Source organism: Melghirimyces thermohalophilus (genome assembly GCF_900102685.1).
GTDB lineage: Bacteria > Bacillota > Bacilli > Thermoactinomycetales > DSM-45169 > Melghirimyces > Melghirimyces thermohalophilus.
The window spans coordinates 26,780-53,740 of sequence record NZ_FMZA01000011.1 but is presented as its reverse complement, the minus strand read 5'-3'; the positions used below and the strand labels follow the sequence as shown (position 1 = coordinate 53,740).

The 26,961-nt window shown below is 53.9% G+C and carries 22 protein-coding genes and 1 pseudogene; 17 read left to right on the top strand and 6 right to left on the bottom strand.

Annotated elements, in window-relative coordinates; genetic code table 11:
* Nucleotides 1-152: 152 nt before the first annotated feature.
* The 6 genes from BLP91_RS09650 (at nt 153) to BLP91_RS16765 (ending at nt 5,390) form a co-directional block, all read left to right on the top strand.
* Complete coding sequence (locus tag BLP91_RS09650; RefSeq protein WP_091570305.1) at nt 153-1,589, top strand: aldehyde dehydrogenase family protein; 1,437 nt, start codon at nt 153-155, stop codon at nt 1,587-1,589.
* 21 nt (nt 1,590-1,610) lie between these two features.
* Nucleotides 1,611-2,486 (top strand): ectoine/hydroxyectoine ABC transporter substrate-binding protein EhuB, encoded by an 876-nt coding sequence (ehuB, locus tag BLP91_RS09645; RefSeq protein WP_245662222.1) that lies wholly within the window; start codon nt 1,611-1,613, stop codon nt 2,484-2,486.
* Between the two features lie 85 nt (nt 2,487-2,571).
* On the top strand, nt 2,572-3,228 hold the full coding sequence (ehuC, locus tag BLP91_RS09640) for an ectoine/hydroxyectoine ABC transporter permease subunit EhuC (protein ID WP_342670285.1): 657 nt from the start codon (nt 2,572-2,574) through the stop codon (nt 3,226-3,228).
* Between the two features lie 3 nt (nt 3,229-3,231).
* Entirely contained in the window at nt 3,232-3,897 is a 666-nt protein-coding gene (ehuD, locus tag BLP91_RS09635; protein ID WP_091570186.1) for an ectoine/hydroxyectoine ABC transporter permease subunit EhuD, read from the top strand.
* Nucleotides 3,898-3,916: 19 nt separating this feature from the next.
* Nucleotides 3,917-4,750, top strand: a complete 834-nt coding sequence (gene ehuA, locus BLP91_RS09630) for an ectoine/hydroxyectoine ABC transporter ATP-binding protein EhuA (protein WP_091570184.1) — start codon at nt 3,917-3,919, stop codon at nt 4,748-4,750.
* A gap of 466 nt (nt 4,751-5,216) precedes the next feature.
* Complete coding sequence (locus BLP91_RS16765) at nt 5,217-5,390, top strand: hypothetical protein (protein ID WP_176757924.1); 174 nt, start codon at nt 5,217-5,219, stop codon at nt 5,388-5,390.
* Nucleotides 5,391-5,422: 32 nt separating this feature from the next.
* Here the strand turns inward: BLP91_RS16765 and BLP91_RS09620 are convergent, their stop codons facing one another.
* Nucleotides 5,423-6,862 (bottom strand): UDP-N-acetylmuramoyl-L-alanyl-D-glutamate--2,6-diaminopimelate ligase, encoded by a 1,440-nt coding sequence (locus BLP91_RS09620; RefSeq protein ID WP_091570179.1) that lies wholly within the window; start codon nt 6,860-6,862, stop codon nt 5,423-5,425.
* 215 nt (nt 6,863-7,077) lie between these two features.
* Nucleotides 7,078-8,900 (bottom strand): annotated as a pseudogene (gene asnB, locus BLP91_RS09615) (asparagine synthase (glutamine-hydrolyzing)).
* A 180-nt stretch (nt 8,901-9,080) separates the two neighbouring features.
* On the opposite strand from asnB, the gene BLP91_RS17150 reads away from it, so the two are divergent.
* Nucleotides 9,081-9,260, top strand: coding sequence for a TetR/AcrR family transcriptional regulator (locus tag BLP91_RS17150; RefSeq protein WP_245662221.1), 180 nt, complete (start codon nt 9,081-9,083; stop codon nt 9,258-9,260).
* Between the two features lie 55 nt (nt 9,261-9,315).
* Nucleotides 9,316-9,684, top strand: a complete 369-nt coding sequence (locus BLP91_RS17145; RefSeq protein WP_245662220.1) for a TetR-like C-terminal domain-containing protein — start codon at nt 9,316-9,318, stop codon at nt 9,682-9,684.
* A gap of 60 nt (nt 9,685-9,744) precedes the next feature.
* Here BLP91_RS17145 and BLP91_RS09605 read toward each other — a convergent pair whose 3' ends face one another.
* The 3 genes from BLP91_RS09605 to BLP91_RS09595 form a co-directional block, all read right to left on the bottom strand.
* Nucleotides 9,745-11,262 (bottom strand): class I adenylate-forming enzyme family protein, encoded by a 1,518-nt coding sequence (locus BLP91_RS09605; protein ID WP_091570176.1) that lies wholly within the window; start codon nt 11,260-11,262, stop codon nt 9,745-9,747.
* A gap of 131 nt (nt 11,263-11,393) precedes the next feature.
* Nucleotides 11,394-11,723 carry a hypothetical protein gene (locus BLP91_RS09600; protein ID WP_091570174.1) on the bottom strand — a complete coding sequence of 110 codons (330 nt, stop codon included), beginning with the start codon at nt 11,721-11,723 and terminating at the stop codon, nt 11,394-11,396.
* A 132-nt stretch (nt 11,724-11,855) separates the two neighbouring features.
* Nucleotides 11,856-13,043 carry an LL-diaminopimelate aminotransferase gene (locus BLP91_RS09595; protein ID WP_091570171.1) on the bottom strand — a complete coding sequence of 396 codons (1,188 nt, stop codon included), beginning with the start codon at nt 13,041-13,043 and terminating at the stop codon, nt 11,856-11,858.
* Nucleotides 13,044-13,219: 176 nt separating this feature from the next.
* Between BLP91_RS09595 and BLP91_RS09590 the strand changes: the two genes are divergently transcribed.
* Nucleotides 13,220-14,626, top strand: a complete 1,407-nt coding sequence (locus BLP91_RS09590) for a rhodanese-like domain-containing protein (RefSeq protein ID WP_091570169.1) — start codon at nt 13,220-13,222, stop codon at nt 14,624-14,626.
* A gap of 64 nt (nt 14,627-14,690) precedes the next feature.
* On the opposite strand, the gene BLP91_RS09585 is transcribed toward BLP91_RS09590, so the two are convergent.
* Nucleotides 14,691-17,213 (bottom strand): NEW3 domain-containing protein, encoded by a 2,523-nt coding sequence (locus BLP91_RS09585; protein ID WP_091570166.1) that lies wholly within the window; start codon nt 17,211-17,213, stop codon nt 14,691-14,693.
* 214 nt (nt 17,214-17,427) lie between these two features.
* On the opposite strand from BLP91_RS09585, the gene BLP91_RS09580 reads away from it, so the two are divergent.
* From BLP91_RS09580 to BLP91_RS09545, 8 genes are all read left to right on the top strand, one after another.
* Nucleotides 17,428-18,603, top strand: coding sequence for an ROK family transcriptional regulator (locus BLP91_RS09580; RefSeq protein WP_091570163.1), 1,176 nt, complete (start codon nt 17,428-17,430; stop codon nt 18,601-18,603).
* Nucleotides 18,604-18,627: 24 nt separating this feature from the next.
* Nucleotides 18,628-19,704, top strand: a complete 1,077-nt coding sequence (locus BLP91_RS09575) for an extracellular solute-binding protein (protein WP_091570160.1) — start codon at nt 18,628-18,630, stop codon at nt 19,702-19,704.
* 27 nt (nt 19,705-19,731) lie between these two features.
* Nucleotides 19,732-20,832, top strand: coding sequence for an ABC transporter ATP-binding protein (locus BLP91_RS09570; protein WP_091570157.1), 1,101 nt, complete (start codon nt 19,732-19,734; stop codon nt 20,830-20,832).
* On the top strand, nt 20,825-22,543 hold the full coding sequence (locus BLP91_RS09565) for an ABC transporter permease (protein WP_091570155.1): 1,719 nt from the start codon (nt 20,825-20,827) through the stop codon (nt 22,541-22,543). The genes BLP91_RS09570 and BLP91_RS09565 overlap by 8 nt, the downstream gene beginning before the upstream one ends.
* A gap of 21 nt (nt 22,544-22,564) precedes the next feature.
* Nucleotides 22,565-24,085 (top strand): argininosuccinate lyase, encoded by a 1,521-nt coding sequence (argH, locus tag BLP91_RS09560; protein WP_091570152.1) that lies wholly within the window; start codon nt 22,565-22,567, stop codon nt 24,083-24,085.
* Nucleotides 24,086-24,256: 171 nt separating this feature from the next.
* Complete coding sequence (locus BLP91_RS09555; RefSeq protein ID WP_091570149.1) at nt 24,257-24,640, top strand: family 1 glycosylhydrolase; 384 nt, start codon at nt 24,257-24,259, stop codon at nt 24,638-24,640.
* A gap of 161 nt (nt 24,641-24,801) precedes the next feature.
* Nucleotides 24,802-25,791, top strand: a complete 990-nt coding sequence (galT, locus tag BLP91_RS09550) for a galactose-1-phosphate uridylyltransferase (RefSeq protein ID WP_091570147.1) — start codon at nt 24,802-24,804, stop codon at nt 25,789-25,791.
* Nucleotides 25,788-26,960 carry a galactokinase gene (locus BLP91_RS09545; protein WP_245662219.1) on the top strand — a complete coding sequence of 391 codons (1,173 nt, stop codon included), beginning with the start codon at nt 25,788-25,790 and terminating at the stop codon, nt 26,958-26,960. Before galT ends, BLP91_RS09545 begins: the two co-directional genes overlap by 4 nt.
* Nucleotide 26,961: the final 1 nt, after the last annotated feature.

Here is a 26,961-nt window from a genome sequence, read left to right as displayed (position 1 = left end):
TTATGAGGAGGTGCATAACGAAACAGAAACGGAGGGACTTTGCGCAATTTGTGCCCTAATGGGTTGAGTGGCTTCGATACATGCCGCTACTCTCTCTTCGCAAGCTATTTGGAAGCGTGGTTGATTCAGATCAAGGGGGGTCTCATTTGAAAATGTGGACGATCCATGACAAAATGGGGTTTAGCCCCGGTCATTCAGTGGAATGTAAAAACAGGATAGAGGTTCGCGACCCGCAGGATGACTCTCTGATCGCCACCGTGCCTGCTGTTACCGCCGAGGGCATGCAAAAGGCGGTGGACCGGGCGGCGGAAGGAGCAAAAATTGCCGCCGAAACACCTGTTCATCAACGGATTTCCGTATTATATGGTACGGCGGATCGGATCGCTTCCCGCAGGGAAGAGTTTGCTACCTTGATCGCTCGAGAAGGCAGCAAGACCATTCGCGAGGCCCGAAAGGAAGTGGACCGGGCGGTGGAGACGATCCGCATCAGCGGGGAAGAGGCCCGACGGATCCAAGGGGAGACCATCTCTTTTGATCAAATGCCGGGAGGCGAAAATCGGCTGGGGGGCTTCTATCGTTTTCCCGTCGGTCTGGTCGGAGCGATCACGCCCTTCAACGATCCCCTCAACCTGGTGGCACACAAGGTGGGTCCCGCCGTGGCATCCGGCAATGCCGTGATAGTCAAACCTGCCAGCGTTACACCCTTGAGCGCCCTCAAGTTGTGGGAGGTCATGCAAGAAGCGGGCTTGCCCGCCTCCGTCTTTTCAGTGGTTCCCGGGCGGGGTACGGAGGTTGGGGACATCCTGGTCCAACATCGGTCGGTTCGCATGCTCTCTTTCACCGGAGGGGTGGATGCGGGCCGGGAAATCGTCAGGAAAGCCGGAGTAAAAAAAGTAAGTATGGAATTGGGGTCAAACTGTCCGGCAATCGTATTGGACGATGCGGACCTCTCATCTGCCGTGGAATCTTGTATATCCGGGGCATTCTGGGCCGCAGGACAAAATTGTCTCAAGGTGCAACGAATTTATATCGAAGATTCCTGCTACCCGGACTTTTTGGAGCAGTTTGTCTTCTGCGCTCAACAGTACCGCGTCGGGAACAAACTGTCTGAGGAGACAGACATGGGGCCGCTGATCACCCGAAGGGAGGCGGAACGGGTGGACCGTTGGGTTAAGGAAGCGATAAAAGAGGGGGCCACCCTCTGCTGCGGCGGGAAACTTGACGGGGCGTATTACACCCCGACGGTTCTGACCGATGTCCCCGAGGGAAGTCGTCTCGAACGAGAGGAAGTGTTCGGTCCGGTCGTCTGTCTGTATCCGGTCCGGGATGCGGAGGAAGCGGTTCAACGAGCCAACCGGACAGACTTTGGGCTGCAGGCCGGGGTGTTTACCCGGGATCTCGACAAGGCCTTTAACCTGGTTCAACGTCTGGATGTCGGAGGCGTGATGGTGAATGACAGCAGTGATTATCGAATTGATGCCATGCCCTTTGGCGGCGTCAAACAGTCGGGATTGGGTCGAGAAGGCGTCCGCTTCGCCATCGGAGAGATGACGGAGACCAAAGTGGTCTGCTTCCGGTTGGGGAGTTGAAACAAAAGAGGAGGAGACGCCTTGAAGAAGATTTTTACATGGATGATGGTGATGGCGCTCGCCTTATCCCTGACAGGGTGCGGTAATCTCGACCTGGGCGCAGGCGGTGGAGGTTCCACCCTGGAAAAGGCGAAGAATGAAGGCGTGATCAAGGTCGGATTTGCCAATGAAAAACCTTACGCCTATCGGGACGAGAACGGAAAAGTGACCGGTGAAGCGGTGGAGATCTCCAAAACGATCTTTAAAAGAATGGGAATCGAAAAAGTGGAGCCGGTATTAACCGACTTCAGTCAGCTGATTCCTGGATTAAAAGCCGGCCGCTTTGATGTCATCACCGCCGGTATGTACATCACCCCTAAACGCTGTAAGGAAGTAGCCTTTGCCGATCCGGAATACCAGATTGGGGAAGGGTTGGCAGTGAAGAAGGGGAATCCCAAGGATCTCCACAGCTATCAGGATATTGTTGACAATAAAGATGTAACCGTAGGGGTTATGCAAGGTGCCATCGAAATCCAATACCTGCAGGACCTTGGCGTGAAAGATAGTCAGATCAAGCAATATTCCGATCAGCCCTCTGTGGTTCAGGCGCTGAAGTCTGGACGGGTGGATGCCATTACCATGACGGGTCCTTCTTTGCGTGAAGTGCTGGCAGCCCAAGGGACGGAAGGGATCGAAACGGTGGAGGATTTCAAACAGCCGGTAATCGACGGTAAAAGCGTGGTCGGTTACGGAGCTGCCGCCTTCAAAAAGGATGACACAGAGTTTCGGGATCAATTCACCAAAGAATTAAACAAAATGGAAAAGTCCGGCGAGCTATTGGACATTCTGAAGCAGTTCAACTTCGCGGAGGAAAACCTTCCTGGGGACCTGACGCACGAATCGCTCTGTAAAGGGTAATACCGGTTCTTTTGAAGGGGGAGGAATCCCCCTTCCTTCGTGATTTAGAATGGATTTCGTCGCCTCAGGCATTGGTTGAAAGGATGTGATACCTATCGACGTCGTATCCCAAGTACTTCCATTGCTTCAAGAGGGCTTTATTGTCACGATCCAGCTGGTGATCATCGCGGGGATTTTGTCCTTCGTGATGTCCTTTGTTGGGGGACTGGCCCGCTTATCTCGGTTTGCTCCCCTTCGCTGGGTCTCCGGTTTTTTGATCGAGTTTTTCCGAGGAACCTCTCTGTTGGTTCAGCTTTTTTGGTTTTACTATGCACTGCCCCTGCTGGGAGTCACACTTCCGACAGGCCTGGTCGGAATTGTGGCTTTAACGCTCAACTACGGCTCCTACGGTTCTGAAATCGTTCGTAGCTCGATCCTGGCAGTTCCAAAAGGGCAGGCCGAAGCGGGGATCGCTTTGAATATGACTCGCTTTCAACGGATGAAGAGCATCATCCTGCCCCAGGCATTCCGTATCATGTTGCCTTCCTTCGGTAACCTGATGATCGAATTGTTAAAGGGAACCGCCCTTGTTTCCCTGATCACGATCCAGGATATGACCTTCTACATCACTCAGGCCCGTAACACCATCGGACATGATACCCTGTTGTTCAGTATGCTGCTGGTGGCCTATTTCATCATCGGGTATGTGATCACTTTGGTGTTCCGCTGGCTTGAGCGAAAGTTCAGCGCGGGGAGGGTTTGATCGATGGCCTGGGACTGGAATTTTACTCTCAATGAAGTGGTGCCGGAATTGCTGAACGTGATCCATGTCACCATCATGGCTACCTTAGGCGCCTTTGCATTAGCTGTAGTCCTCGGATTGGTGCTGGCTTTGGGCTGCCGTTCCAACAAGAAATGGATCTCCTGGCCCACCCGTGGAGTCGTGGAGTTTATCCGGTTGACCCCGCCTTTGGTACAGCTTTTTTTCATCTTCTTTGTCTTCCCGCATCTGTTCGGGTTGACGTTAAAACCGATGGTGGCCGGGATCCTCGGGTTGGGCATTCACTACAGCACCTATCTGTCGGAGGTGTACCGGGCCGGGATCGAATCCGTACCCAAAGGGCAGTGGGAAGCGGCAATCGCCCTGAACTTTTCCCCACTGCAAAAGTGGAAATCAGTGATTTTACCTCAGGCGATCCGACCGATCATTCCGGTGATGGGAAACTACTTGATCGTTCTCTTCAAGGAAACTCCTTTGCTGGCCGCGATCGGTCTGATGGAGTTGTTGGGCCAAGCCAAAAGCATCGGATCGGTTACCTTTCGTTACCTGGAGCCGATCACCATGGTCGGGATTATCTTCCTGATTTTGAGCTATACGGCCTCTCTTTTGGTGAAACGTCTGGAATGGAAATTGGACCTGAATGGTAAATGAGGAAGGATGTGAGTGCGACATGACGGAAGCGACGGAGGCACAAGATCTGACCGCCTTCGATATCGATGGCAAGGAACCGATTATCAAATACCGGAACGTCAGCAAGTCCTTTGGCGATAACGAAGTACTGAAGGGGATCGACTTTGATCTCTATCCCGGGGAACGGGTGGCTATCATCGGACCCAGCGGTTCCGGTAAGACGACACTGGCCCGTCTGTTGATGACACTCGAAACGCCCAGCGAAGGGACGATCGAGGTGGACGGACGCCACCTGTGGCACAAGGAAGTCAACGGGAAACTAGTTCCCGCCGATGAGAAGCATCTCCACAAGATTCGCGGCGACATTGGCATGGTGTTTCAGCACTTTAACCTGTTCCCACACATGAGCATCCTCCGAAACTGTATTGAAGCCCCGATCAAAGTGCTGGGTCTGTCTAAGAAAGAAGCGGTGGAACGGGCCAAGAAAATGTTGGACAAGGTGGGGATGTTGGAAAAAGCCGATGATTACCCGGCTAGCCTCTCCGGCGGACAACAGCAACGGGTGGCCATCGCTCGGGCGCTGGTGATGCGGCCGAAGGTGATGCTGTTTGACGAGCCCACCTCCGCACTGGACCCGGAGACGGTGGGAGAAGTGCTCAACGTGATTAAAGACATCGCCAAACAGGGCGACATGTCGATGATGCTGATCACCCACGAAATGAGTTTCGCCCGGGATGTGGCGGACCGCGTTTGCTTTTTCGATGAAGGAAGGATCCAGGAACAGGGACCCCCGTCCAAACTGTTCGCTCATCCCGAGACCGAGCGGTTGCGGGACTTTCTGAAAAGCTTCCATATGAACGGAAACGGAGAATAAAAAAGTTTCGGCCGGCGGCTGCCGGCCTTTTTGGATTGAAGTAGCGGATCAGGTGGAGGTGCCGGCATTTATTACGGGTGGGCTCCACGATATTTTTCAGAGAGGGGAACCGCTCCTTTATGAGCAGTTGAAGGACCAGGTGAATGCGAAACTGCTGGTGGCAACTGGACTCATGGAAATTTCGGCAGTGACTTGCTACAGGAGGGAGTCCCTTCGTTGGATCAAATCGTCCTCTGTTGGTTTGATCACTACCTGAAGGGGATGGATGCCGATATGGAGGCGATTCCCAGGGTCACCCCATATATACTGGGTGAAGATTGGATCAAAACCCCCCCGAGCGGGAGGGTTTTTGATATGTGTAAAGAAAAAAATGTTTTTCCCCAGAAGGGGGACACAAAATGGGCTTCTCTTTCGAATAAATCATATAAGAGCTACTATGTATGGAATCGGGGAAGGTGGATCCACTTTGAACAAAAATCGCTTGAAGCTATTGTCTCTGTTGATCGCTTTGACCCTTTTTTACATTCAAAATCAAGAAACGGATACGGCTTATGCGGAGCCCGTCGAGGATCCGCCGATCGAATCGGTAAAAGAAAGTGCCAAAAAAATGGCCCGCTCCCTCGTCGTTCCAGGGGAGTGAGCTCGTTTCTACAGCCCTGCCGGGCTTTTTTATTATACCTTTTCTTGTTCCCGTTTCAATAACCAACGAACCGCTTCCGGATCGGACTGTACTGGAAAGGTACAGGGTTGGTCGTAAGGTTCCGGCCCTTTGCCGGTGATGGCAATCCAGTCTTCGGGACCGGCTGCCTCCAACGCTTTCTCGATGGCGAGGGAGCGATCTTCAATAATCGTCACCTTTCCTTTTCCCCAGGTTTTAGCCAGACGTTCCATCTCTTTTTTCATCTCTTGTGGGGACATCTTTCCATACTTATCCCGGGTAAGGTGGATCCGGTCGCTGAAGCGGGAAGAGATTGCCAATAACTCACCGCGTTTGCAGGGATCCCTGTCCCCCCGGAAGCCGAAAACATGAAAAATCCGTCCCTTCGCCCGAGAGCGAAGGGTTTTTAAAAATTGGGCCAGTCCGTCGGGGGTATGGGCATAATCGATCACGAAACGGGTTCCGCCGGGATCGTGGAACACTTCAAACCTTCCAGGCACACCAGGGAAGGATTCCAAAGCGCGGAGCGCTCCGGTGGCCGGAATGCCCAATGTTCGTACAGTGCCGTAAGCCGCTGCTGCGTTGCGGGCATTGTACGCTCCCGGAAGCGGAAGGGATAAGGTATGGACGGAACTCCCTTCCCGGATCGTTATCCCTCCTGTCTCTATCGGCTGGATCCGGATGGTGTCGTCGGGAGTTTCCCCGACAGTGGTGACGGAGATGCCGGCAGCGGTTAACTCTGTTGCCAGCCGGCGCCCCCAAGGAGAAAAGGTACAGATTACCGCTTGCCCAGAGGAACGAAGTTGGGCAAACAATTTTTTTTTCACTTGGAAATAAGCTTCCATCGTCCCGTGATAGTCCAAGTGTTCCTGGCTGAGGTTGGTAAAGATAGCCCGATCAAAGGCGATTTCATCGGTTCGATGCTGGTTGATTCCGTGGGAAGAGACCTCCATGACCACATAGGTGTCCTGGCTTTCTGCCAGTTGTTTTTGCAGGAACAGGGCGTCGGGGGTCGTGTTGGCAGCGGGGATTTCGATCCCGTTGATCTGATGGTGAACCGTTCCGATCAGACTGCATCTCTTCCCGCTGTGGTGAAGAATATGCTGAATCATATGGGATGTGGTCGTTTTGCCGTTGGTTCCGGTAACCCCGATCATGGTGTGGCCTTCCGATGGAAAGCCGTAAAAGCATGCTGCCATGCGGGCCAGAGCTTTACGGGAATCGGAAACACGGATGTATGGAACGGGGAGACCGGAGTTCTCTCTTTCTCCCACCACAGCGATCGCCCCTCTTTGCACAGCATCCGTCATGAAATCGTGCCCGTCCGCTTCATTTCCTCGGATGGCGACAAAGAGGTCCCCAGGTTTGACTTTTTTGGAATGAAAGTGAATCCTCCGCACCTTGAGGTTTTCCGCCGGTGCGGGAGCCGGGACGGGAAGCTCTTTCAATTTCATGGTAACGCCTCTTTCCGGATTGACAACGTCAAGGATGATCGATCTTATGATTTCGGAGAACAGGCTATACTCTCTGTAACGGGATTCGCCCCATTGTGGTTACATGGAATTTCCACCCTATCCGATCGGGTTAGTTCATACCACAGCTGGCAGGAGAAAGAGAAAAAGCCCCCGTTATTTTTATGGGGGCCAGTAACAGCCGTTCACTCCTTGCATCAACGAATAGAGATGCCGTATTCCTCGATCCAGGCATTGACCTGGATCAGATATTCCAATCCTTTAATCACTTGTCCCTCGTCCAGTGTGGTCTTTCCGTCAATCATTCCTTGTACTTTCTGCTGATCGATCAAGGGGCGGACGGGAGAGTGCGGGTCGGACAAGATATCCTGCGCCCAGCGGGAGATGGCTTGATAATATACCGGGTTTTGCGCGGTAGGATAGGCGCTTTTCTTTCGGTAGAGTGCATCCTGGGGAAGATATCCTTTCAAAGCGCGGCGCAGGATTCCCTTTTCGATATCGTCCGCTTTTTTCATTTGATGAGAAACATTCCAAAGATATTCCACCAGACGATGATCGCAAAAGGGCACGCGGGCTTCCAATCCGTTTACCGTGCTGATACGATCTTTTCGATCCAGCATCAGTGGAAGGAAGCGGGTGATGAACAGGTAGGACATTTCCCGTTGACGGGCTTGGAGCTCGTCCTCACCTTCCAATGATGGGACTTCGGCAACCGCCTCCTGATACCAGGCCTGGACGTATTCTTCCGGTTTTACATAATCGGCGGTTTCCGGATTGAGCAATGCTGCTATATGCCGAGTATTTCCTACACGCCAGGGGAAGGTGTTCGCATTCAGAAATGCTTCTTGATGGAACCAGGGATAACCGCTAAATACTTCATCTGCCGATTCACCGGACAGCGTGACGGTGGCCTCTTTTGTCATTTCACGGAACAACAGATACAGTGAGGTTTCCATTTCCCCGATGCCAGGCAGATCCCTCGCCCGTAATGGGGCTAAGAAATTTTCAACCAACTCTTCCGAGTCTAACATAATTTGGTGGTGATCAGTTTGAACATAATCGGAGACTCGTTTCACCCAAGGGGCATCCAGATCTACGTGCAGCAAGTCCTTCTTAAAATTACGATCGCTATCGACGAAATCGAGGGAATAGGTGTGGAGGGTTCGTCCTCCCTTGGCAAACTCCTTCCCGGCGATGGCCGTCAAACCGCTGGAGTCCAATCCGCCGGAGAGCATTGTTACCAAAGGCATGTCGGAACGGAGTTGCCTGCGGACGGTATCCTCCAGAATGACGCGAATAGTGCCGCGGTGGTGTCAAGGTCATCCGTATGGGGTTTGCTCTCTAGTTTCCAATAACGGGTAACCCGTTTACCCTCCCGGGTGATTGTAATAGAATGACCGGCACGTAGCTCCTGAATCCCTTTAAAAACCCCCACCCCCGGTGTGCGCATCGGCCCGTTTCCGAAATTTTCCCCTAATCCTTGGGCATCCAGTTCCGGTTGGATCGCCGGATGGGCCAGGATCGCTTTTATCTCGGAGGCGAATAGGAGTGTATTTCCCCGTTCCACATAAAACAGCGGTTTGATTCCCATATGATCCCGGGCCAAAAACAGTTTTTGCTTTGCTTCGTCCCAGATGCCGAAGGCAAACATCCCATTTAGATGCTGAACACAGTCTTCTTCCCATTCGAGATAAGTATGGAGCAGTACTTCGGTGTCCGAATCGGTCTTAAATGTATGACCCCGTTCTTGCAATTCTTTTCTCAGTTCGGAGTCGTTATAGATTTCACCATTAAAGGTGAGGACGTAGCGGCGATCCCCGTACTGTTTCACCATCGGTTGCCGACCACCTTCCGGATCGGTCACGATCAGGCGACGATGACCCAGTGCTGCCCGAGGGGAAAACCAAAAGCCCTCTGCATCAGGACCGCGATGCTGAATCGTCTGCGTCATCTCGTATAAAATTTCCTCTTGAGTGGAAAGGTCTTGTTCCCAGTCGATCCAACCGACAATTCCAGACATATCGACCATCTCCCCACAAAGATAGATTTTATAAGCAGCCTGCTTTTTAATCGACACAGTGTCAATTATAATGGCATAAGGGAGGAGATCAACAAACAATATGGCTGGATCTGTGGATAAATAGACAAAATGAAAGGGAATTGTGGATTAATTCAAGAAAAATTTAAGGTGGTGAATCTATTGCAAAAAAAGCGGAGACAACCGGACCCCCGGGTGGTCCGCACCCGTAATATGCTGAAATGTGCCTTGCTTGAACTGATCGGAGAGAAAGGGTATGATTCGATCCGTGTGCAGGATATCGCTCGCCGTGCGACACTGAACCGGGCGACTTTTTATCTCCATTATCGGGTATCGGGATAAAGATGATCTGTTAAACCAAAGCATCGAGGACATATTGAATGAGCTGATCCGCGGGATGAAGAATAAGCGACTGTCGGAGGAGAAGATTACCGACAGGGATGGGAATGTGGTGAAGCCCCTGCCCGATTTGGTCTATGTCTTCGAACACGTGGCGAATAACGAGTCCTTTTACACCGTGATGCTGGGTCCGCATGGAGAACAACGGCTTTTGTTTCGCTTGCTTGAGGTGTTTACCGATACACTATCTGAACGGCTCAGCCATACTCATCTCAAGCCTACGGTTCCAAAAGAAATCCTCGTCCATTACGCCGCCTCCGCTTATCTCGGTGTCATCGTTTGGTGGTTGAAAAACGGCCAACCGTATCCCCCGGAATATATGGCGACCCAGTTGACACGTCTCAGGCTTCAACATATGAACTTCTGAACTTCGATTGATAGTGTCCCAACGTCAAAGATCCCGGCACCAAGCCGGGATCTTTTTGGATTATGCTTGCTTTTGACGATTGGCGGCTTCTTTCAGCACATATTTCATCACTTTTCCCATACTGTTTTTCGGTAATTCGGCCACCTGTTGGACTTCATGCAGATTGTGATCGGCAAGCTGTCCCCGCACATGGGAGAGGATTTGTTCTTCGGTGATGGAGGCGCCTTCCTTCAACACCACATACGCGCGGGCCAGCTCTCCCCATACCGGATGTTCCACCCCGACGACGGCGGACTCCTCCACCTCATCCAGTTGATCGATCACAAGCTCTACCTGAGCGGGAAACACTTTTTCACCGCTGGTGATGATCATGTCGCGGAGCCGGTCGACGATATACAACCGGCCGTCTTCATCCATCCAACCCACATCCTGTGTATGATACCAACCGTTCCGGATCACTTTTTTCGTCTCCTCATCCCGATTCCAATACCCTGAGAACATCAAGGGGCCCCGACAGACCACTTCCCCTATCTCTCCCGTGGGCAGGCCTTCTCCGCTCACCGGATCGATGATTTTCACCTCAGTCAAATAGACGGCTTGGCCGACGGAACCGCAGGTTGCCAGGTCCATCTCTGGCATCCAGTAGGTGATCGCTCCGGTATATTCTGTCGCGCCATACACCTGTACCACATCATATCCTAATTCGCTCATCCCCCGGATCAGATCCTCCGGAACCAACGATCCCCCGCAGACGATCATACGCAGGGAGGGTACTTCGATGGGTTGGGACTTTACGGCGGTGTACATATAACTCAGCATGGACGGGACGGACATCATCCCGGTGATCTTTTCATTCTGGAGTAGATCCCAGATCTGGAACGGGTGAAACTGGCTATGGACCACCAAGGTGCAACCCCGGATCAGTGAATTGATGATAAACATCATGCCGGAAATGTGGAATAAGGGCGTGACAAACAGAAACCGGTCCCGGGCCCGCAGATCGAGGGTCGTCGTGTTGGCGATTCCGCCGGCGAATATGTTGGCATGGGTACAGACGACGCCTTTCGGCCGCCCGGTCGTACCGGAGGTATAGATGATGAGAGCCGGATCGTCTTCCTGCACATCTGCTTCAGGTTCGGTGGTGGGTTCGTCTTTGATAAGGGTCTCGAAGGCGGTGGTATCTTCTCCGTCTCCCACGGAAAGATGGTAAGGGACAAGGCCTTCTTCTAGCAAAGGGGTTACCTGTTCGAAGTCACGGTCATAAAACAACATCTTTGGAGTGCTGTCTTGCAGTATGTATCGAAGCTCCTCCGTCTTCATTCGCCAGTTGACAGCGATGGCGATCGCGCCGATTTTCGCGGCCGCTAAATAAATGATGGGAAAGGGATGGCTGTTCTTACAGACGATAGCTACACGATCCCCTTTTTTGACGTGATTACGGAGTAAGAAGTGGGCCAGCTGGTTGACCGCGGCGTTGTATTGGGCATAGGTCAGGCGGGCGCGAGGCGAAACAAGCGCCTCCACTTGCGGACTCAACCGGGCACGATGTCGCAACAAATCACCGATAACATGAGACATTCAACATTCCTCCCTCAGAAAAAATAACATCTTATCCCTCTTCATTGTATTTAATCATTTAAGAAATAAAAATAGATGTAAAACAAATCTTTATTCGTATTGACAGAATAAAAACCCCGTTACGGGGTTGTTTAATCGAACTGATGCCATTCTTTCCGAACCAATACCCAAAGGATGATTGGTCCGGAAAGGGCGGTTAAAACGGCAGGGCCAGCGACGATCACAGCGTTGGGGATCATTAACAGCACCAGGCTGAAATATCCGTACAACGCCCAGCGTCTCCTGAAACAGATCCCGACTAGAAGCACCAAATGTCCGATGGTTCCACACCAGAGGAGAAATCGGTAAAGGTCGGGAAGATAGAAGGGAAACCCGTTGGTGGCGATCCAAATGAGAACGAGAACCGACAGCAGCATGCCAAAAACAGAAAAGATCTGCCACGAGGTTGCGGGCCGATCCAAAGGGGTTTTGCCTCCTTTCCTTTTCTCATCCTATCAGAAGGAGGGTCATACCTTTGGCTAGTCTCCCTAATCCAAACTGCCTGTTTTTCTGGTGGCGGACCCGTTATCCGGAAGAAACAAAAGCGTCCGTATTTACCGGAACTGATGTCCCGAGTCCGAGGAGGACAAAAAACGCCCGATCTTCTCCGCGGCTTGTTGCAGGATGCTTTCCGGTTGGACGAGGGTGATCCGGACATATCCTTCCCCTTGATCACCGAAGGCCCGTCCTGGGGTTAGAATCACCCCTTGTTCTTCCATCAGCCGAAACACGAAGTCGGTGGACGACCAGCCGTCAGGAGTAGGGGCCCATACATACATGGTGGCCGGCGGACGGGTGACCTCCCAACCGTTGGCCGCTAAGGAATCCACCAGAGCATCTCGGCGGGAGCGGTAGGTTTCCCGCTGTTTTTCTATAAAATTGCCCCCTCGGATGAGAGCCGCTTCCGCCGCTTTTTGGAGCGGCTGAAAAATACCGTATTGGGTGTGGGACATCATCGTCGCCATAATCTGGAGGACTTGCCGATTGCCAGTCATATATCCAATGCGACAGCCGGCCATGTTGAATGTTTTGGACAGCGAGTTAAACTCCACCGCTACCTCTTTGGCTCCGGGGATGGACAGGATGCTGATGGCATCTCCGTCGAAGACCAGCTCTGAATAGGTGAAATCCTGGACGATCAGGATGTGATGACGTCGGGCAAAAGCGACAGCTTCCTGCAAAAATGCACGGCTGGCCGTGGCCGTCACCGGATTGGCCGGGTAATTGAGCACCATCATACGCGCTTTTTCCGCCACCTCTGTCGGAATTTGTTCCAGCTGGGGCAAAAAGTGATGCTCCTCCATCAACGGCATAGGGTAGGGTTGGCCGCCGGCGATGTGAACACCGACTTCAAAGATCGGGTAACCGGGGTCCGGAACCAGCACCACATCCCCCGGATCGATGATCGCCGTCGCCAGATGAGCCAGCCCGTCCTGGGATCCGATCAGCTGCAGTACCTCCGTAGCGGGATCCAGCTCCACGCCGTATCGGTTATGATAAAAATCGGCTACTGCTCGATTAAAAGAAGAGAGCCCGCCCATGGTATAGCCGTAGTTACCATCTTCCGCCGCATGCTTTTGGATCTCCTCTTTGACAAAGGCGGGCGGGGGCAAGTCTGGGCTGCCCACACTGAGATCGATCATCGATTTCCCGTTAGCCGTCAGCTCCCGTTTTCGTTCCAACAGTTCATTAAATACGCCTAGCTTCAATTTTCCAATATTTGCGGATGCGCTGATTTCCATCCATTCATCCTCCTGTGGGGATCTAGAATTAAACATACTTTATCACTTCAGACGGGACAGCGTAAACGGAAGGGAATTTACATCTGAAGCTCTAATCGATGAGTGTGGCAACCTGTCGCATGTTCCTTCATAATGTGGTCTAGAGGTTGACTGAAGAAACGAAAGAGGGGGATATCATGATCCTTCGCTATTTTTATAACCATTCGTTGGCTCACGCTTCTTATCTGGTAGGTTGTCCCGATTCGGGGGAGGCTTTGGTAGTGGATCCCGGGCGGGATGTGGAACCGTATCTGACTGCGGCTCGGAAGGATGGGGTAAAGGTGGTGGCGGCTGCTGAAACCCATATTCATGCCGATTATGTCTCTGGAGCCCGGGAACTGGCGGAGCGTGTAGGAGCCAAGCTGTATCTGTCCGGAGCAGGGGATGGAGAAGATTACGCCTATGCAGCTGATTATGAGCATCGATTCCTTCAGGACGGGGATTGTTTCCACATCGGTCACCTGACCCTGGAGGCGATTCATACGCCGGGACACACGCCGGAACATATGTCCTATCTGTTGACGGATCGGGAGGCGGTTGATCCCATCGGTCTCTTTTCTGGAGACTTCCTCTTTGTCGGCGATGTGGGGCGGCCGGATTTGTTGGAGAAAGCTGTCGGGATCTCAGGGGCGGCCGACCTCGGTGCGGAGCAGATGTATCAATCCTTGCAGCGGATCCGCACCCTTCCGGAGTTTTTGCAGATTTGGCCTGCTCATGGAGCGGGCAGCGCTTGTGGAAAAAACTTAGGCGCGATTCCTTCTTCCACTTTGGGCTATGAAGCTCGCTACAACTGGGCCCTGAAGCAGCGGTCTCGGGAATCGTTGAAAAAGGAGCTGCTGGAGGGACAACCGGAACCCCCCCGTTATTTTGCGGTGATGAAGCAGGTGAATCGTGAAGGGCCGCGGATTCTCGCTCAGCTTCCCGCCGTAGATTGGTTACAACCATTGAAGGCGGCGGTGGAGGAACAGCTGCTGCAAGGCGTGCAGGTGATCGATACCCGCTCCCCGGGTGATTTTGCACGGGGTCACATCCCGGGAACAATCAATATTCCCCAGGGGACAAGTTTTACGCAATGGGCGGGCTGGCTGGTGGACTACGATCGTCCGGTCAGTCTGATCGCCGCTTCCGATCAGGTGGAGGCGCTCCGAAAGGATCTGTACGCTATCGGAATCGATCAGGTGAAGGGATGGATCGACACAGCGGTGATTCAGAATAGTGACAGCGACGATCTGGAGACATACCGGGTCGCTTCTCCGGAGGAAGCTGTGGACAAGGTGAGAGGCGGGAGGTGGCAAGTGGTGGATGTCCGGATGAAAAATGAATGGGAAAAAGGACATATCATCGGTGCCCGCCACATCATGCTGGGAGAATTAAAGGAGAGATTCAAGGAGGTTCCTCGGAATCGACCGGTGCTCGTCAACTGCAAAGCCGGGGGGCGCTCCGCGATTGCCGCCAGCCTGCTGCAGGCCGCAGGGATCAAGGATGTAATCAATCTCCAAGGTGGTTTTGACGCTTGGCAGAACCAAGGACTGCCCAAGGAATAATCCCTTTCCCTGGCAAAAAAGGCCCCCGTCCTTGCGAAGGAGGGGGGCGTTGTGACAGGCGGCGTTAACGGTTGTGCGGGTAACTGATCAGGTTGACAAACATGCGATAGCCGCCGGGAACTTGGTTCTGGATTTGCCGGTACCAGACGAGACTGCTGTAGATGTAGGAGCCTTCCCCGTAATCGGCCACCAGCAAACCGCCTTGGAAAGGCTCTTCACCAGGGTCTGCCATCGATAGAAGGGGCGTGTAGGCAGAGGCCCATTGGGAGGGGAAGTAGAGGCCCCGTTCCTGAACCCATCCTTGGAAATCCTTCTCCGTAATCTCATTGGGAGCGTGGAAGAGAGGATGCTCCGGTTTTAATATGGTGACGGGGGCTGTTTCGTCCGTCACCCGCCACTCGATCGACGGTTCACCCGGTGTGATCGGGTAGGGGGCCAATTCCGGTGACCAGTTATCTTCCGGTTTGTGGTACTGCATCACCACATGGCCGCCCTCTTTCACGTATTCCAACAGGCGGTCGTTATGCTCTAGCAAATCTTCGCGGGAAAGGTACGCCCGGATGCCGACGACAATGGTGTCAAATCGGCTCAGATCTTTGGTGGCGAGATCGTCCTCTGTCACCAGGGTCACGTCTAGCCCCGCTTCCCGCAGATGGGCGGGTACCTGATCAAAGCCGCTGTCCACATAACCGACCTTAAGGCCTTCCACCGACTGGAGAGGAAAAGCCTGGATGGGCATACGGGCGTCAGTGATCAGGTAGCTGGTGCCGATATGATCGTATGCAATGGGTTGTACTTTCTTCTGGAGTCGCTTCCCTTCCACTTCCGCCGTAAAATCGATGGAATAGCGGTCGGGGGAGACACCCTCCGGGGGTGTGATACGGAAGGTGAGCTTTTTTTCTTCTCCGGAGCGGGTGAAGGAGACGGGCTGAACTGCTGGTATCGCCTTCCAACCCTCAGGCAGTTGGGGCTGCACCACTCCTCTATTTGGCCGATCTTTGTAGTTGGTCACCGTCACCGTGATATCTTTAGCATCGGCGGCTTTTTCTGTGTTGACGATGGTGGCGTTGGGTTGGAGTTGCATGCCCCAGTCAGGGAGCAGCGCGATCGTCTGTTGTACCGGATTCACCGAGACGGTCCGGGTCACCTCAGTACCCTGCAGTCGATATTGAACCTTGGCACGGATCGCCGAGGGTTGGTACGGGTCAAAATAGTCGGCGTCTTTCGGTGTGGATACGTTGAAGTGAACCGCTTTTTCTTCACCGGAAGCGACTTTTTTGTTGGAGAATGGTTCTGTGGTAGCTTTCCACCCGTCAGGGAGGATCGGTTGGATGGTCAGATCCGTGAGATCCGACGCGCTGTCATTGTGGAGGGAAAGGGTGACTTGAGTATCATCCCCGCGGGTCAACACCGGATCCGCCACCGACAGGTCGGCTGTGATGTTGGAAGCGACGGCGCTCGCTTTTTGCAGTTGTTTTTCTTTTACCTGGAGCCGGAACAGGAGATCCTCTTTCTGATGGGGATTCAGCTGATGCGAACGGACCGTCTCTATCAATTGACGGGTCATCCTGAGGGCAGTCTGTACCTTTTCGGTGACGGCCGGTCGATCAGGATAAGCAACCTGGGCGGCTTCCAGCTTCTTTTGCAGGGAGATCAGCCGCTTGCTGAGATCGGTTTCCGAGATCGAGGCGGCCAAGTCGGCAAAGGTGACGGGGATTCCTTCAAAGATGGAGGATTCCTTGCCGGTGGTCCCCGATGCGGACCGGACCTTTTCCAGGGAGACGAAATAATCTTCTGCAGGCAGATCTCGACCCATCCCCTGGCTTTTGTGCAGTTTTCGTGATTCTTCCCCTAGTTGAGGATAGGTAAGACCGTACACTGGATCTTTCTTGCCGATGTTGAAGCGCAATGTTTCCTGCTCTTCCGTTCCCCGCAGATAAAGCTTCTTGATCTGCCAGGGGCGGAGTCCCTGTTTCAAATGCTCAGGAAACACCTTTGGATCGGCCGCATCGTGGAAAGCTTTCAGACTGAGGCGGGTGATCGCCCGGTGATGGCCGTGCTGGGAGGAAACGTCGCGGAAGGAAGGCATTAAGATGTCGGGACGCTGTTCCCGGATGCGGCGGATCAAACGTTCATAGACCACCTTTTTCCCCCATTTGTTCAGGGTTTCCTCTGGGGATTTGGAAAAGCCGAAATCATAGATCGGATCGTTGATCTCTTCGCTGAGCAAAAACAGATCTGTTCCCAACACCTTGGCTGCCTCTTGCAACTCCCGGGTGCGGATGATGCCGAGACCGTTTCCCAACTCATTACCGATCTCGTTCTGGCCGCCTTCGCCTCGGTTGGCCAGGAGACTGGATGTCCGTACCCCCTGACCTAGGGAGAGCCAGGCGAGCAGGGCGCTAAATTCATCGTCAGGGTGTGCCCCGGTGTTCATGAAACTGACCACCTTGTCCAAGGGGCGAAGCACTTTCCAGAGTGCCTCGTCCTGCTGATCCTGGGCTTGAAGGGGAATGGACGGCACGAGCAGACTGACGAACAGAATCAGGGACAGCAACAGGGAGAACCACTTTTTCCATCGAAACATGCCGGACCCTCCTCCGTCGTAATGGATCCGGTATGAATCCCCACCATCTGCAAGCATACTAATATCATAACAGCATGTTTTTTTCAATCATTTCCAGTGCAAGAGGGAAAATGATTGCGAATATTTTGCCTTGGGTTTATAGTAAGGTTGACGGTATGAATCCCACCTCTGCCAAGTTTGTTTGGAAACTTAACAAACCAAGTGAGGATGGCTTATGGGAAGGTACATAGTCAGCAGAACGCCGCGGGCGATGAAACGGATGAACAAACGATTGATCCTTGCGACCATCCGCGAAAAACAACCGATTTCCCGGGCGGACATCGCCGAGATTACCTTGCTCAGCAGAACAACGGTGTCACAGTTGATCGATGAATTGTTGGAAGAAGGGGTGGTGAAAGAGACTGGTACCGGTGTTTCCCCCACTCAGGGTGGAAGGCGGCCGGTCTTATTATCGATCGTGGAGGACGCGGCCTTTGTCTGCGGCATCGATATTGGGGGATCCCAGATCACTACGGTTATCTGCAATCTTTCCGGAAGGATCCTTTGCAAAGAAGTGATCCCCACATGTTCTGACCTGCTCTCCCTGTTTCAATGGGTGGAACATTTTTTGGGGAGAGCACCGATTCCCACAGACCGGCTGATCGGGTTTGGTGTGGGGACACCGGGAATCACCCGCTTTGAAGACGGCATGGTGCTGTCGGCACCGAGCCTCGGTTGGACCGATCTTCCACTGAAAGCCGAAATGGAGCGACGGTTCCATTTACCCGTCTATGTGGAAAACGACGTCAATGTGGCGGCCTTGGGAGAATGTTGGCGAGGGGCGGGAGAGGGCAAACAACATGTGGTTATGATCACCATCGGGACCGGTATCGGGTGTGGCTTGATCCTGAACGGGGAATTGTACAGGGGTTGCCACTGGGCATCGGGAGAGTTCGGGTTTATGGTGACGGATTCCCAGGCGATCGATCACTGGAATGACCCGGTGGTGACCGGGTTCGGCTATCTGGAAAGCAGAGCCGGCTGTCCGGCCATCCTGCGTCAGTACCAGCGCCGTGTGCGGAATCCCGCGATAACCGATGCCAAAGTGGTATTTGATCGATGGAGGCGGGGGGATGAGGTTGCGGGACAGGTGATCCAGGAGGCCAAACGACATGTGGCGGCGGGGATCATCAATACGGTGGCCTTGGTAGATCCGGAAGTGGTGATTTTGGGAGGCAGGTTGATGAACTCCCGAGATCTGTTTCTTCCCCAGATTGTGAAGAGTGTGAAACGGTTGGCCCCGATACAAACGGAGATCCGTGTCAGTCAGCTGGGTGCGGATGCAGGTGCCCTGGGGGCGGGTGCGTTAGTTTTGCGAGAGCATGACTGCCCCTATCAGGGTGTTTTGTGAAAGTTTGCGGAAGGGAGTGTTTCTATGAATGCCCTCGTCAGAAAGGGTTGGTTGTTCCTCCCCTTTTTGGTCACAGTGATCACTACCGGGTGCCTGGCCTCGGAGCCCGAGGGGGATTCCGCCAACGGCAAAGGTTTGGAAGAGAAAGTGGTCGTCTATTCCCCACACGGCAAAGACATTCTGAAAGATTTTGAAAAGAGGTTTGAACAGAAGTATCCCCAAACCGATGTGGAATGGTTGGATATCGGGTCCCAGGAGATTCTCGACCGGGTTCGCTCCGAAAAGGAGAATCCACAGGCGGATATCTGGTGGGGAGCCCCGTCGGTGATGTTTGAACAGGCTCAGGAAGAAGGGCTCTTACAACCTTATCAACCTTCCTATGCCGAAGCCCTTCCCGAAGAGTTTCGGGCAGAGGATTTCAGTTGGACGGGGACCAGTCAGACGCCGGAAGTGATCATGTACAACACCAAGGAAATTTCTCCATCGGAAGCGCCCCGGGATTGGGACGATCTGTTGGATCCGAAATGGAAAGACGAGATTATCATCCGCTACCCCCTCGCCTCCGGCACGATGCGGACGATCTTCACCGCGATGATCTACCGGGAAAACGAGGCGTCCAACAGTCCGGGGGCAGGCTTTGAATGGTTAAAAAAGTTGGATGCCAACACCAAGGAATACGCCGCCAACCCCGAGATCATGTACAGTAAAGTGGCTCGGGGGGAAGGTTCCCTCACCGTGTGGAATATGCCGGATACCGTTATGTTGAAAGAGATGAAAAATTATCCCTTCGATTTCGTCATCCCTGAAAGCGGGACGCCGGTTTTGACCGAGGGGATCGCGCTGGTCAAAGGGTCGAAGCATCCCAAGGCGGCCAAAGCTTTCTACGAGTTTGTCAACTCCAAACAGGCAGCAAAGCGGTTGGCCGAAACCTATTACCGGATTCCGACCCGAAGGGATATTAAAGGGCTTCCGGATTGGATTGAAGAGACGGAAATCAAAACGATGAAGCTGGATTGGAAGCAGTTGCGGAAAAAGGAAGAGGAGTGGATGAAGCACTGGGATCAGCGGATAAAAAACGAAGCCAAACAGACCGAAGAGTGATCATATTGGACGGGGAGGGATCCACAGGTGAGCCGGGTCCGTCTAGAAAATGTATCCAAAAAATTCGGAACTGCCATAGGAGTCGATCAGCTGAATCTGACCATCGAGGAAGGGGAATTTTTCACCCTTCTCGGACCCAGTGGATGCGGGAAAACGACGACACTCAGAATGATTGCCGGCTTTTATTATCCGACGACCGGGCGAATTTGGTTTGATGATCGGAATGTGACAGAAGTGCCGCCTCAGAAGCGAAATACGGGCATGGTGTTTCAAAACTATGCCCTTTTTCCCCATATGACAGTAAGTGAAAATGTGGCTTTCGGACTGGAGGTGGCCAAGGTGCCCAAACCGGAGATCCGGGAGCGAGTGGAAGAGGCGCTTCAGCAGGTACGGTTGGGCGGCTACGGCGATCGTAGGATCGCTCAGCTCAGCGGGGGACAGCAACAGCGGGTCGCTCTAGCCCGTTCCCTGGTGATCCGACCCGGGATCCTGCTCCTGGATGAACCTCTCAGCAACCTGGATGCCCGGCTTCGGGACGAGATGCGTTCGGAAATCCTGTCCTTGCAACGCTCTCTCGGGATAACCACCGTCTACGTGACCCATGATCAGACGGAGGCTTTGTCCATGAGCGATCGAATCGCGGTGTTTAACCAGGGGACCTGTCAGCAGGTGGGGACGCCGGAGGAGGTTTATAATTGTCCGCGAAACGCCTTTGTCGCTTCTTTTGTCGGAGAGACCAACCTCTTTCCAGCCACAGTGGAAGAGGTGTCGGCGGAGGCGGTGCGTGTCCGAAGCATGGGTAAAACCTTTCAGGTTCGACACCGGCGGGAGGAAGCCGGGTTTTCAGCGAAGCCGGGTGATCGGTTATTCCTCACCCTTCGCCCGGAAGCGGTGGATCTCGCCCGGGAAGAGGAGGAGGGGTCAACGTTTACGGCAAACATGGAGTGGGTCCAATTTATGGGCACTTCGTTTCACTGTGAAGCCCGCCTGGAAAACGGTGCGTCGCTGAAGGCGATGTTTGTCAACCGTCCCGATTGGATGGGCCGGTTGCGGGAGGGAGATCAGGTGCGCTTTCGGTTTCCGGAGGAGCGCCTTCAACTGATTCCCGAGGGTGAGACCAATGTTTAACCGCTGGTTGAGACGGAGGGGGGAAGGGCTTAAAAGGGACCGCATCTTTACCTGGGTGCTCCTGCTCCCGGTGGTGGCTGTCTTGTTTGCCTATGTCTTTTATCCCGGCTTGCGAACCCTGATGGAAAGCATTTGGGTGGATGGCTCGATCACACTGCAAAATTACCGGCATTTTTTTAACCCTGAGAACATGGCCAATCTGGAGGCGCTGTGGAACAGCCTCTATATATCGGTGCTCAGTGTGATTTTGAGCGCGTTGATCGGGGTCCCCCTCGCCTTTATCTTCAACCGGTATGAGTTTCCCGGGCGTCGCTTTTTCGCATCGGCGGCGGTGATGCCGATCGTATTGCCATCCTTGGTCGGGGTCATGTCGTTTCTCTTTCTCTACGGGGAATCCGGCTTGGTCACCCGGGCCATTCAGGACCTGTTTGGATGGGAGGAGCCGCCCTTCAGCCTGACCGGAGTGCCGGGCATCCTGCTCGTCCATGCTTACACCATGTACGTCTATTTCTACATGACCGTCTCATCGGCGATTCGGGGGATCAACCCGGCTCTGGAGGAGGCGGCTGCCAATCTGGGAGCCGGGTCCTGGACAGTATTTCGCCGTGTCACCTTGCCGTTGCTCACCCCGGCTCTGGTGGCGGCGTCGCTGCTGGTCTTTATGACCTCGATGGCTTCTTTTTCGGCCCCCTTCCTGCTAGCCGGTGGCTTTCGGGTGCTCAGTCTGCAAATCTATTTTTCCAAGATCAACGGCAATCTGGACATGGCTGCCACCCAATCTTTGATCCTGTCCGTCATCTCCATCTCCTTTTTGCTGTTTATGCGGTGGTATCAGGGGCGACGGGATTATCGGATGATGGAAAAGGGGGTGGGCATTCACCGGACAGAAGTGCGCAATCCCTGGGTGAAATGGCCTTTGGCCATCGCTGGCATGCTGGGCGTGATCGTTCTGCTCCTGCCTCATGCCACCCTGCTGCTCTTATCGTTGGTTCCGGAAGGCACTTGGACCTACCAGACCTATCCCACAACCTTCAGTTTCGAAAATTACATTTTGTTGATGAAAGATCCAAACATCTGGGAACCGGTTCGGAACAGTCTCGTGATGGCGGCCATCGCCACTGCCGGCAATGTGCTTTTCGGAATCTTGGCCGCTTATCTTTTGGCTAAAAGAAAATTTCGTGGGAAAAATCTGCTCGATATCCTGATTATGCTTCCCTGGGCGCTGCCGGCCACTGTGGTAGCGATGAACATGATCCTGGCCTTCAATGTCCCGACCCCCTTTACCTTCGGTCAGGTGTTAGTGGGAACCTTTTGGATCCTGCCCTTGGCATATTTCGTCCGCCACATCCCCTTGGTGGTTCGCTCCACCCACGCCGCCCTGGAGCAGTTGGATGATTCTTTGGAGGAGGCGGCCCGAAATCTGGGGGCCCGGTGGACGACCAGTTTCCGTCGCGTGATCTTGCCGGTGATTCTGCCGGGGATTATGGCCGGTACGCTGCTTGCTTTTGTGACTGCCGTAGGTGAATTTGTTTCCTCGGTCATGCTTTACACCATCGACAACCGCCCCATCTCCATCGAGATCATGAACCAACTCCGCATGTTTAATCTGGGGCAGGCCGCGGCTTACGCCGTCTATCAGATTCTCCTGATTGCCGGCGTCCTGTGGATTTCGCAACGTTTTTTCGGGGTCAAAACAGAACAGACCCTGTGATGACGCAGCGGAGGTGAAGGGATGAGAAAGAGGGAAAAGGTACTGGCCGCCGACGGCAGGCGCTTTCCCGGCAAGACTTATGTGGACTGCCTGTTGAAGCCGGTGTTTCATGACCAGCGGGATTTTCTGTTTAGGGCCATGTTTCAGGTGCATCGGGCCCATGTGGTGATGTTGTGTGATCAGGGGTTGCTGTCTGAGGCGGAAGCCGGAGAGATTCTACAGGGAGTGGAAAAGCTGGCCGGATCCGACCCCTCGGAGTTTCAATATGATCCTCGGTACGAGGACCTGTTTTTCATGGTGGAGGGTCGGCTGAAGGAGTCGATCGGAGAGGAGTTGGCGGGAAATATGCACATCGCCCGCAGCCGCAACGACATGGGCGTGGCCATGTACCGTCTGGTATTGCGGGATCACCTGTTGCTGTTGCTTCAACACCTGCAGGACCTGCGGGAAGCGTTGTTGGAAGTGGCGGAGGAACACCGGGAGACGGTGATGCCGGCTTATACCCACACCCAACCGGCGCAGCCGACTACGCTGGCCCATTATCTTTTGGCGGTTCACGATCTGGTAGAGCGGGACACCCGCCGGCTATGGTCAGCCTATCAGACCGTCAACCGAAGTCCCCTTGGCGCCGCCGCCCTCACCACCACCGGCTTTGACATCTGCCGGGATTCCGTGAAGGAAAGTTTGGGGTTTGACGATATAGTGGAAAACTCTTACGATGCGATTGCTGGTGCCGATTATCTGTTGGAGACGGCCACTTCGGTCCTCATGCTCATGACGGATGTGGGGCGGTGGGTTCAGGATATGCTCCAATTTTGCACTCGGGAGTTTCGTGCGGTTGAGGTGGCGGATCCCTACGTCCAGATCAGCAGCATCATGCCCCAAAAGAGAAATCCCGTCTCCGTGGAGCATTCCCGCTCCCTGGCCAGCAGCGCCGCTGCCGATGCCCAGGCCGCCATCACCATGGTTCACAACACCCCCTTCGGAGATATTGTCGACACGGAAGATGATCTGCAGCCTCACCTCTACCGGGCGATCGATAAGAGCATCCGGGTGTTGAAGCTGATGACCGCCGTGATCTGCACCATCGACATCGACAAGGAGCATCTGGCCAAGCGGGCCCGGTTGGGATATATCACCATCACTGAACTGGCCGATGTCCTGGTCCGGGAGAAAAACCTCTCCTTTCGCATCGCTCACCAGATCGCGGCCCAGGTGGCTCAGAGGGCGCACCGGGCCGGGCTGGAGCTGGATCACGTTCCACCGCAGATGCTTGCGGAGGCGGCTCTTGAAGTGACCAATCAGGCGATCACTTTTTCGGAAGAGAAACTGGCCCAGATCGCTGATCCCCGTCACTTTATCGACGTGCGCCGATGCCCCGGCAGCCCCCATCCGACGGAAGTGAAACGGATGCTGGACAACCGAATCCTTCGCTTGCAGGAAGACCGGGAGCATTGGATCCGGGCTAAGGATCGCATCCGTAATGCCCGGAACCGGCTCAAGACCCGGATGAACCGTCTGATTTCCGTTTCAAAAGGATAACTCGTCACAATAAGAAGGACCGGGTCCCGGTCTTTTTTTGTTTATAGGTTTCGTCAGAGCAACTACTAACACATTTTCATCTCTGTTTCGATCTCATCTCGGTATGGTGGACGAGGGGCATGCCCTGTTCGACTGGTTGACCACCCATGGTTTGGTAGGAGAGGAGCTGAAATGGTTCGTCGGTATGCCGTCTCTCTGGACGTCGTCGGTATCAATTACTGTCCGAAGCTGTCCGTCTTCGACGTGATCAGGGAGGATGATCGCATCATCCAGCAACCGGTTTGGGGCGGATCACAGGGGTTGAAAAACGTCATCCAGGCTTATTACAGACGATACCGCCGTCCGATATGGATCACTGAAACCAGTACCAATCAGAAGGTGGGCAACCGGGTACAATGGTTGACGAATTCTGTGGAGGCCGTGGGGGAATTGCGGAGTGAAGGCATCCCGGTCATCGGATACACCTGGTGGCCTCTGTACGACCTGGTCAATACCGGGAAGGGTCGGCTCCGGCAACGGAGTATCTGGAGCCGATGGAATTGTGGTGGCCTGTAGAGCGGGATGGCGTGTTTCATCGCAAGCTTTTGGAGGTGGCGGATTTGTTTAAAAAGCAGATTCGTTCTACTGTTTTTTCTCCGTAATATTTAAAAAAATAGTGCGTTCGTATACGATATAATTAGATAATTAATTAATTTAAGTAATTTTGGATGAGGTGAATGCTTGTGGAACTCCGCTACAATCCGCTGTTGGACGATTGGACGATGGTGGCCTCCAATCGGAAAAACCGGCCCACGATGCCGAAAACTGATTGCCCCTTTTGTCCAGGATCGGGAAAAGTTCCCGAGGAATATGAGGTGCTGAAATACGATAATGATTTTCCGGCGCTGATGGAGCAACCTCCGGAACCCGATCCTGTCGGGTCGGATCTGTACCGGACGAAACCGGCGGTGGGCAAGTGTGAAGTGATTCTCTACTCCCCAAACCACACCACCACTTTGCCGGAACTGACTGTGGATCACATCGAAAAGCTGGTGGATCTGTGGACAAAACGGTATGTGGAGCTGGGGAAGGACCCCCGGCATCAATACGTGATGATCTTTGAAAATCGCGGGGAAGAAGTGGGAGTAACCATGCCCCACCCTCACGGTCAGATCTACGCTTATTCCCAGATGCCGCTAAAAATCCGGACCGAGCTGGCCAACTGCAAAAAGCACCATGAGCGGACGGGTTCCTGTTTGATCTGCGATATCAACCGGGAGGAGCAGGCCTTCCAACAGCGGGTGATCGCGGAAAACGATCACTTTCTCAGCTACATTCCCTTTTTTACCGATTATCCCTACGGTCTGTTTATCACGAGCAAAAGCCATCAGACGGCCTTGAGCGATTTCAGCCGTCCGCAGAAACGCGCCCTCGCCGAGATGTTGAAGCAGATGACCGGGGCGATGGACACTTTGTTTCAACGGCCCTTTCCCTACATGATGGTGCTTCACCAACGTCCGGTGGCCGGGGCTGATGTGGAGGCTTATTACCATTTCCATATCGAGTTTTACCCGCCTTTGCGGGAGCGGAACAAGATCAAGTATTATGCCTCCTCGGAATTGGGTGCCTGGGCGGCCTGCAATCCCCACGCTGTGGAGGAGACGGCCCCGCAATTGCGAAAGGCGTATCTGCGATGGTTGAAGCAGGAAGGGGTGGATGCGCCGTGACCGATCGGCAGTGGCTGCAGGATCGATTTACCCAGATTTTCGGTCCAGGACCGGTTCGAATCTTTTTTGCCCCTGGACGGGTCAATCTGATCGGGGAGCACACTGATTACACCGGTGGCTATGTTTTGCCGGCCGCGCTCTCTTTCGGTACTCAGGTGGCGGTGCGACCTCGGCGGGACGGAAGATATCGGTTGGCTTCTACCCACTATTCAGAGCAGGTGGAGTGCCGAAAAGACAGGATCGTCTATCGGCAGAAGGAGGGCTGGGCCAATTATCCCAAGGGCATGATCGGGCAGTTTGCCGAAAAGGGGGCTGCTCTTCCGGGTGCGGACCTGCTCTTTCACGGTGATATGCCCCAGGGGGCGGGACTCTCCTCCTCCGCTTCGATTGAGCTGGCGACAGCCGTCGCCTTGGCTGCGTTGGAAGAAGGGGCGTGGCCGATGTTAGAGCTGATCCAGATGGCGCAGCGGGCAGAAAATGCATTTATCGGGGTGCAATCAGGGATTATGGATCCTTTTGCATCGGGAATGGGCCAAGCGGATCACGCCGTCCTTCTCAACTGCCGGACGCTGGAATACCGACATGTTCCCCTTTCACTGAAGGAATATCGGCTAGTGATCACCCATACCAACAAAGCCCGTACGCTGACTGGTTCCAAATACAACGATCGACGCCGAGAGTGTGAAGAGGGATTTCACCAACTGAAGCGTCGGTTTCCCAAGCCGGCGGTCTTGGGGGAAGTGGCGGTGAAGGAGTGGCTGACCCATCGGAAGGGAATTGCTTCACCGCTCTACCGGAGGCGACTGGAACATGTGGTGACGGAAAACCAGCGTGTCCTGGACTCCGCCACCGCCCTGGAATCGGGGGATCTATCCCGTTTCGGGAAGCTGATGAAAGAGTCGCACCGATCCTTGCGGGACGATTACGAAGTGACGGGACCTGAGCTGGATGCTCTGTTTGATGCGGCTGTTTCCTTCGACGGGTGCATCGGCGCGCGGATGACCGGAGCCGGCTTTGGCGGTTGTACCGTCAATCTGGTTCGACGGGAGCGTTTGCAGGATTTTAAGCGGCATGTGACTGAAGGGTATACGCAACAGACGGGTTTGACGCCCCGCTTTTACGCGGCGGAGATCGGAGCGGGGGCCCGGGAAATCACAGAGGAGGTGTAAA

Bases quoted from the DNA above. Each gene is read 5' to 3' on its own strand.
- BLP91_RS09590 (WP_091570169.1), top strand. From the start codon at position 13,220: ATGATCCTTCGCTATTTTTATAACCATTCGTTGGCTCACGCTTCTTAT.
- BLP91_RS09565 (WP_091570155.1), top strand. From the start codon at position 20,825: ATGTTTAACCGCTGGTTGAGACGGAGGGGGGAAGGGCTTAAAAGGGAC.
- BLP91_RS17145 (WP_245662220.1), top strand. From the start codon at position 9,316: ATGAAGAATAAGCGACTGTCGGAGGAGAAGATTACCGACAGGGATGGG.
- BLP91_RS09650 (WP_091570305.1), top strand. From the start codon at position 153: ATGTGGACGATCCATGACAAAATGGGGTTTAGCCCCGGTCATTCAGTG.
- BLP91_RS09605 (WP_091570176.1), bottom strand. From the start codon at position 11,262: ATGTCTCATGTTATCGGTGATTTGTTGCGACATCGTGCCCGGTTGAGT.
- BLP91_RS09555 (WP_091570149.1), top strand. From the start codon at position 24,257: ATGGTTCGTCGGTATGCCGTCTCTCTGGACGTCGTCGGTATCAATTAC.
- ehuA (WP_091570184.1), top strand. From the start codon at position 3,917: ATGACGGAAGCGACGGAGGCACAAGATCTGACCGCCTTCGATATCGAT.
- BLP91_RS09580 (WP_091570163.1), top strand. From the start codon at position 17,428: ATGGGAAGGTACATAGTCAGCAGAACGCCGCGGGCGATGAAACGGATG.
- BLP91_RS09620 (WP_091570179.1), bottom strand. From the start codon at position 6,862: ATGAAATTGAAAGAGCTTCCCGTCCCGGCTCCCGCACCGGCGGAAAAC.
- argH (WP_091570152.1), top strand. From the start codon at position 22,565: ATGAGAAAGAGGGAAAAGGTACTGGCCGCCGACGGCAGGCGCTTTCCC.
- BLP91_RS09595 (WP_091570171.1), bottom strand. From the start codon at position 13,043: ATGGAAATCAGCGCATCCGCAAATATTGGAAAATTGAAGCTAGGCGTA.
- ehuD (WP_091570186.1), top strand. From the start codon at position 3,232: ATGGCCTGGGACTGGAATTTTACTCTCAATGAAGTGGTGCCGGAATTG.
- BLP91_RS09585 (WP_091570166.1), bottom strand. From the start codon at position 17,213: ATGTTTCGATGGAAAAAGTGGTTCTCCCTGTTGCTGTCCCTGATTCTG.
- galT (WP_091570147.1), top strand. From the start codon at position 24,802: ATGCTTGTGGAACTCCGCTACAATCCGCTGTTGGACGATTGGACGATG.
- BLP91_RS09575 (WP_091570160.1), top strand. From the start codon at position 18,628: ATGAATGCCCTCGTCAGAAAGGGTTGGTTGTTCCTCCCCTTTTTGGTC.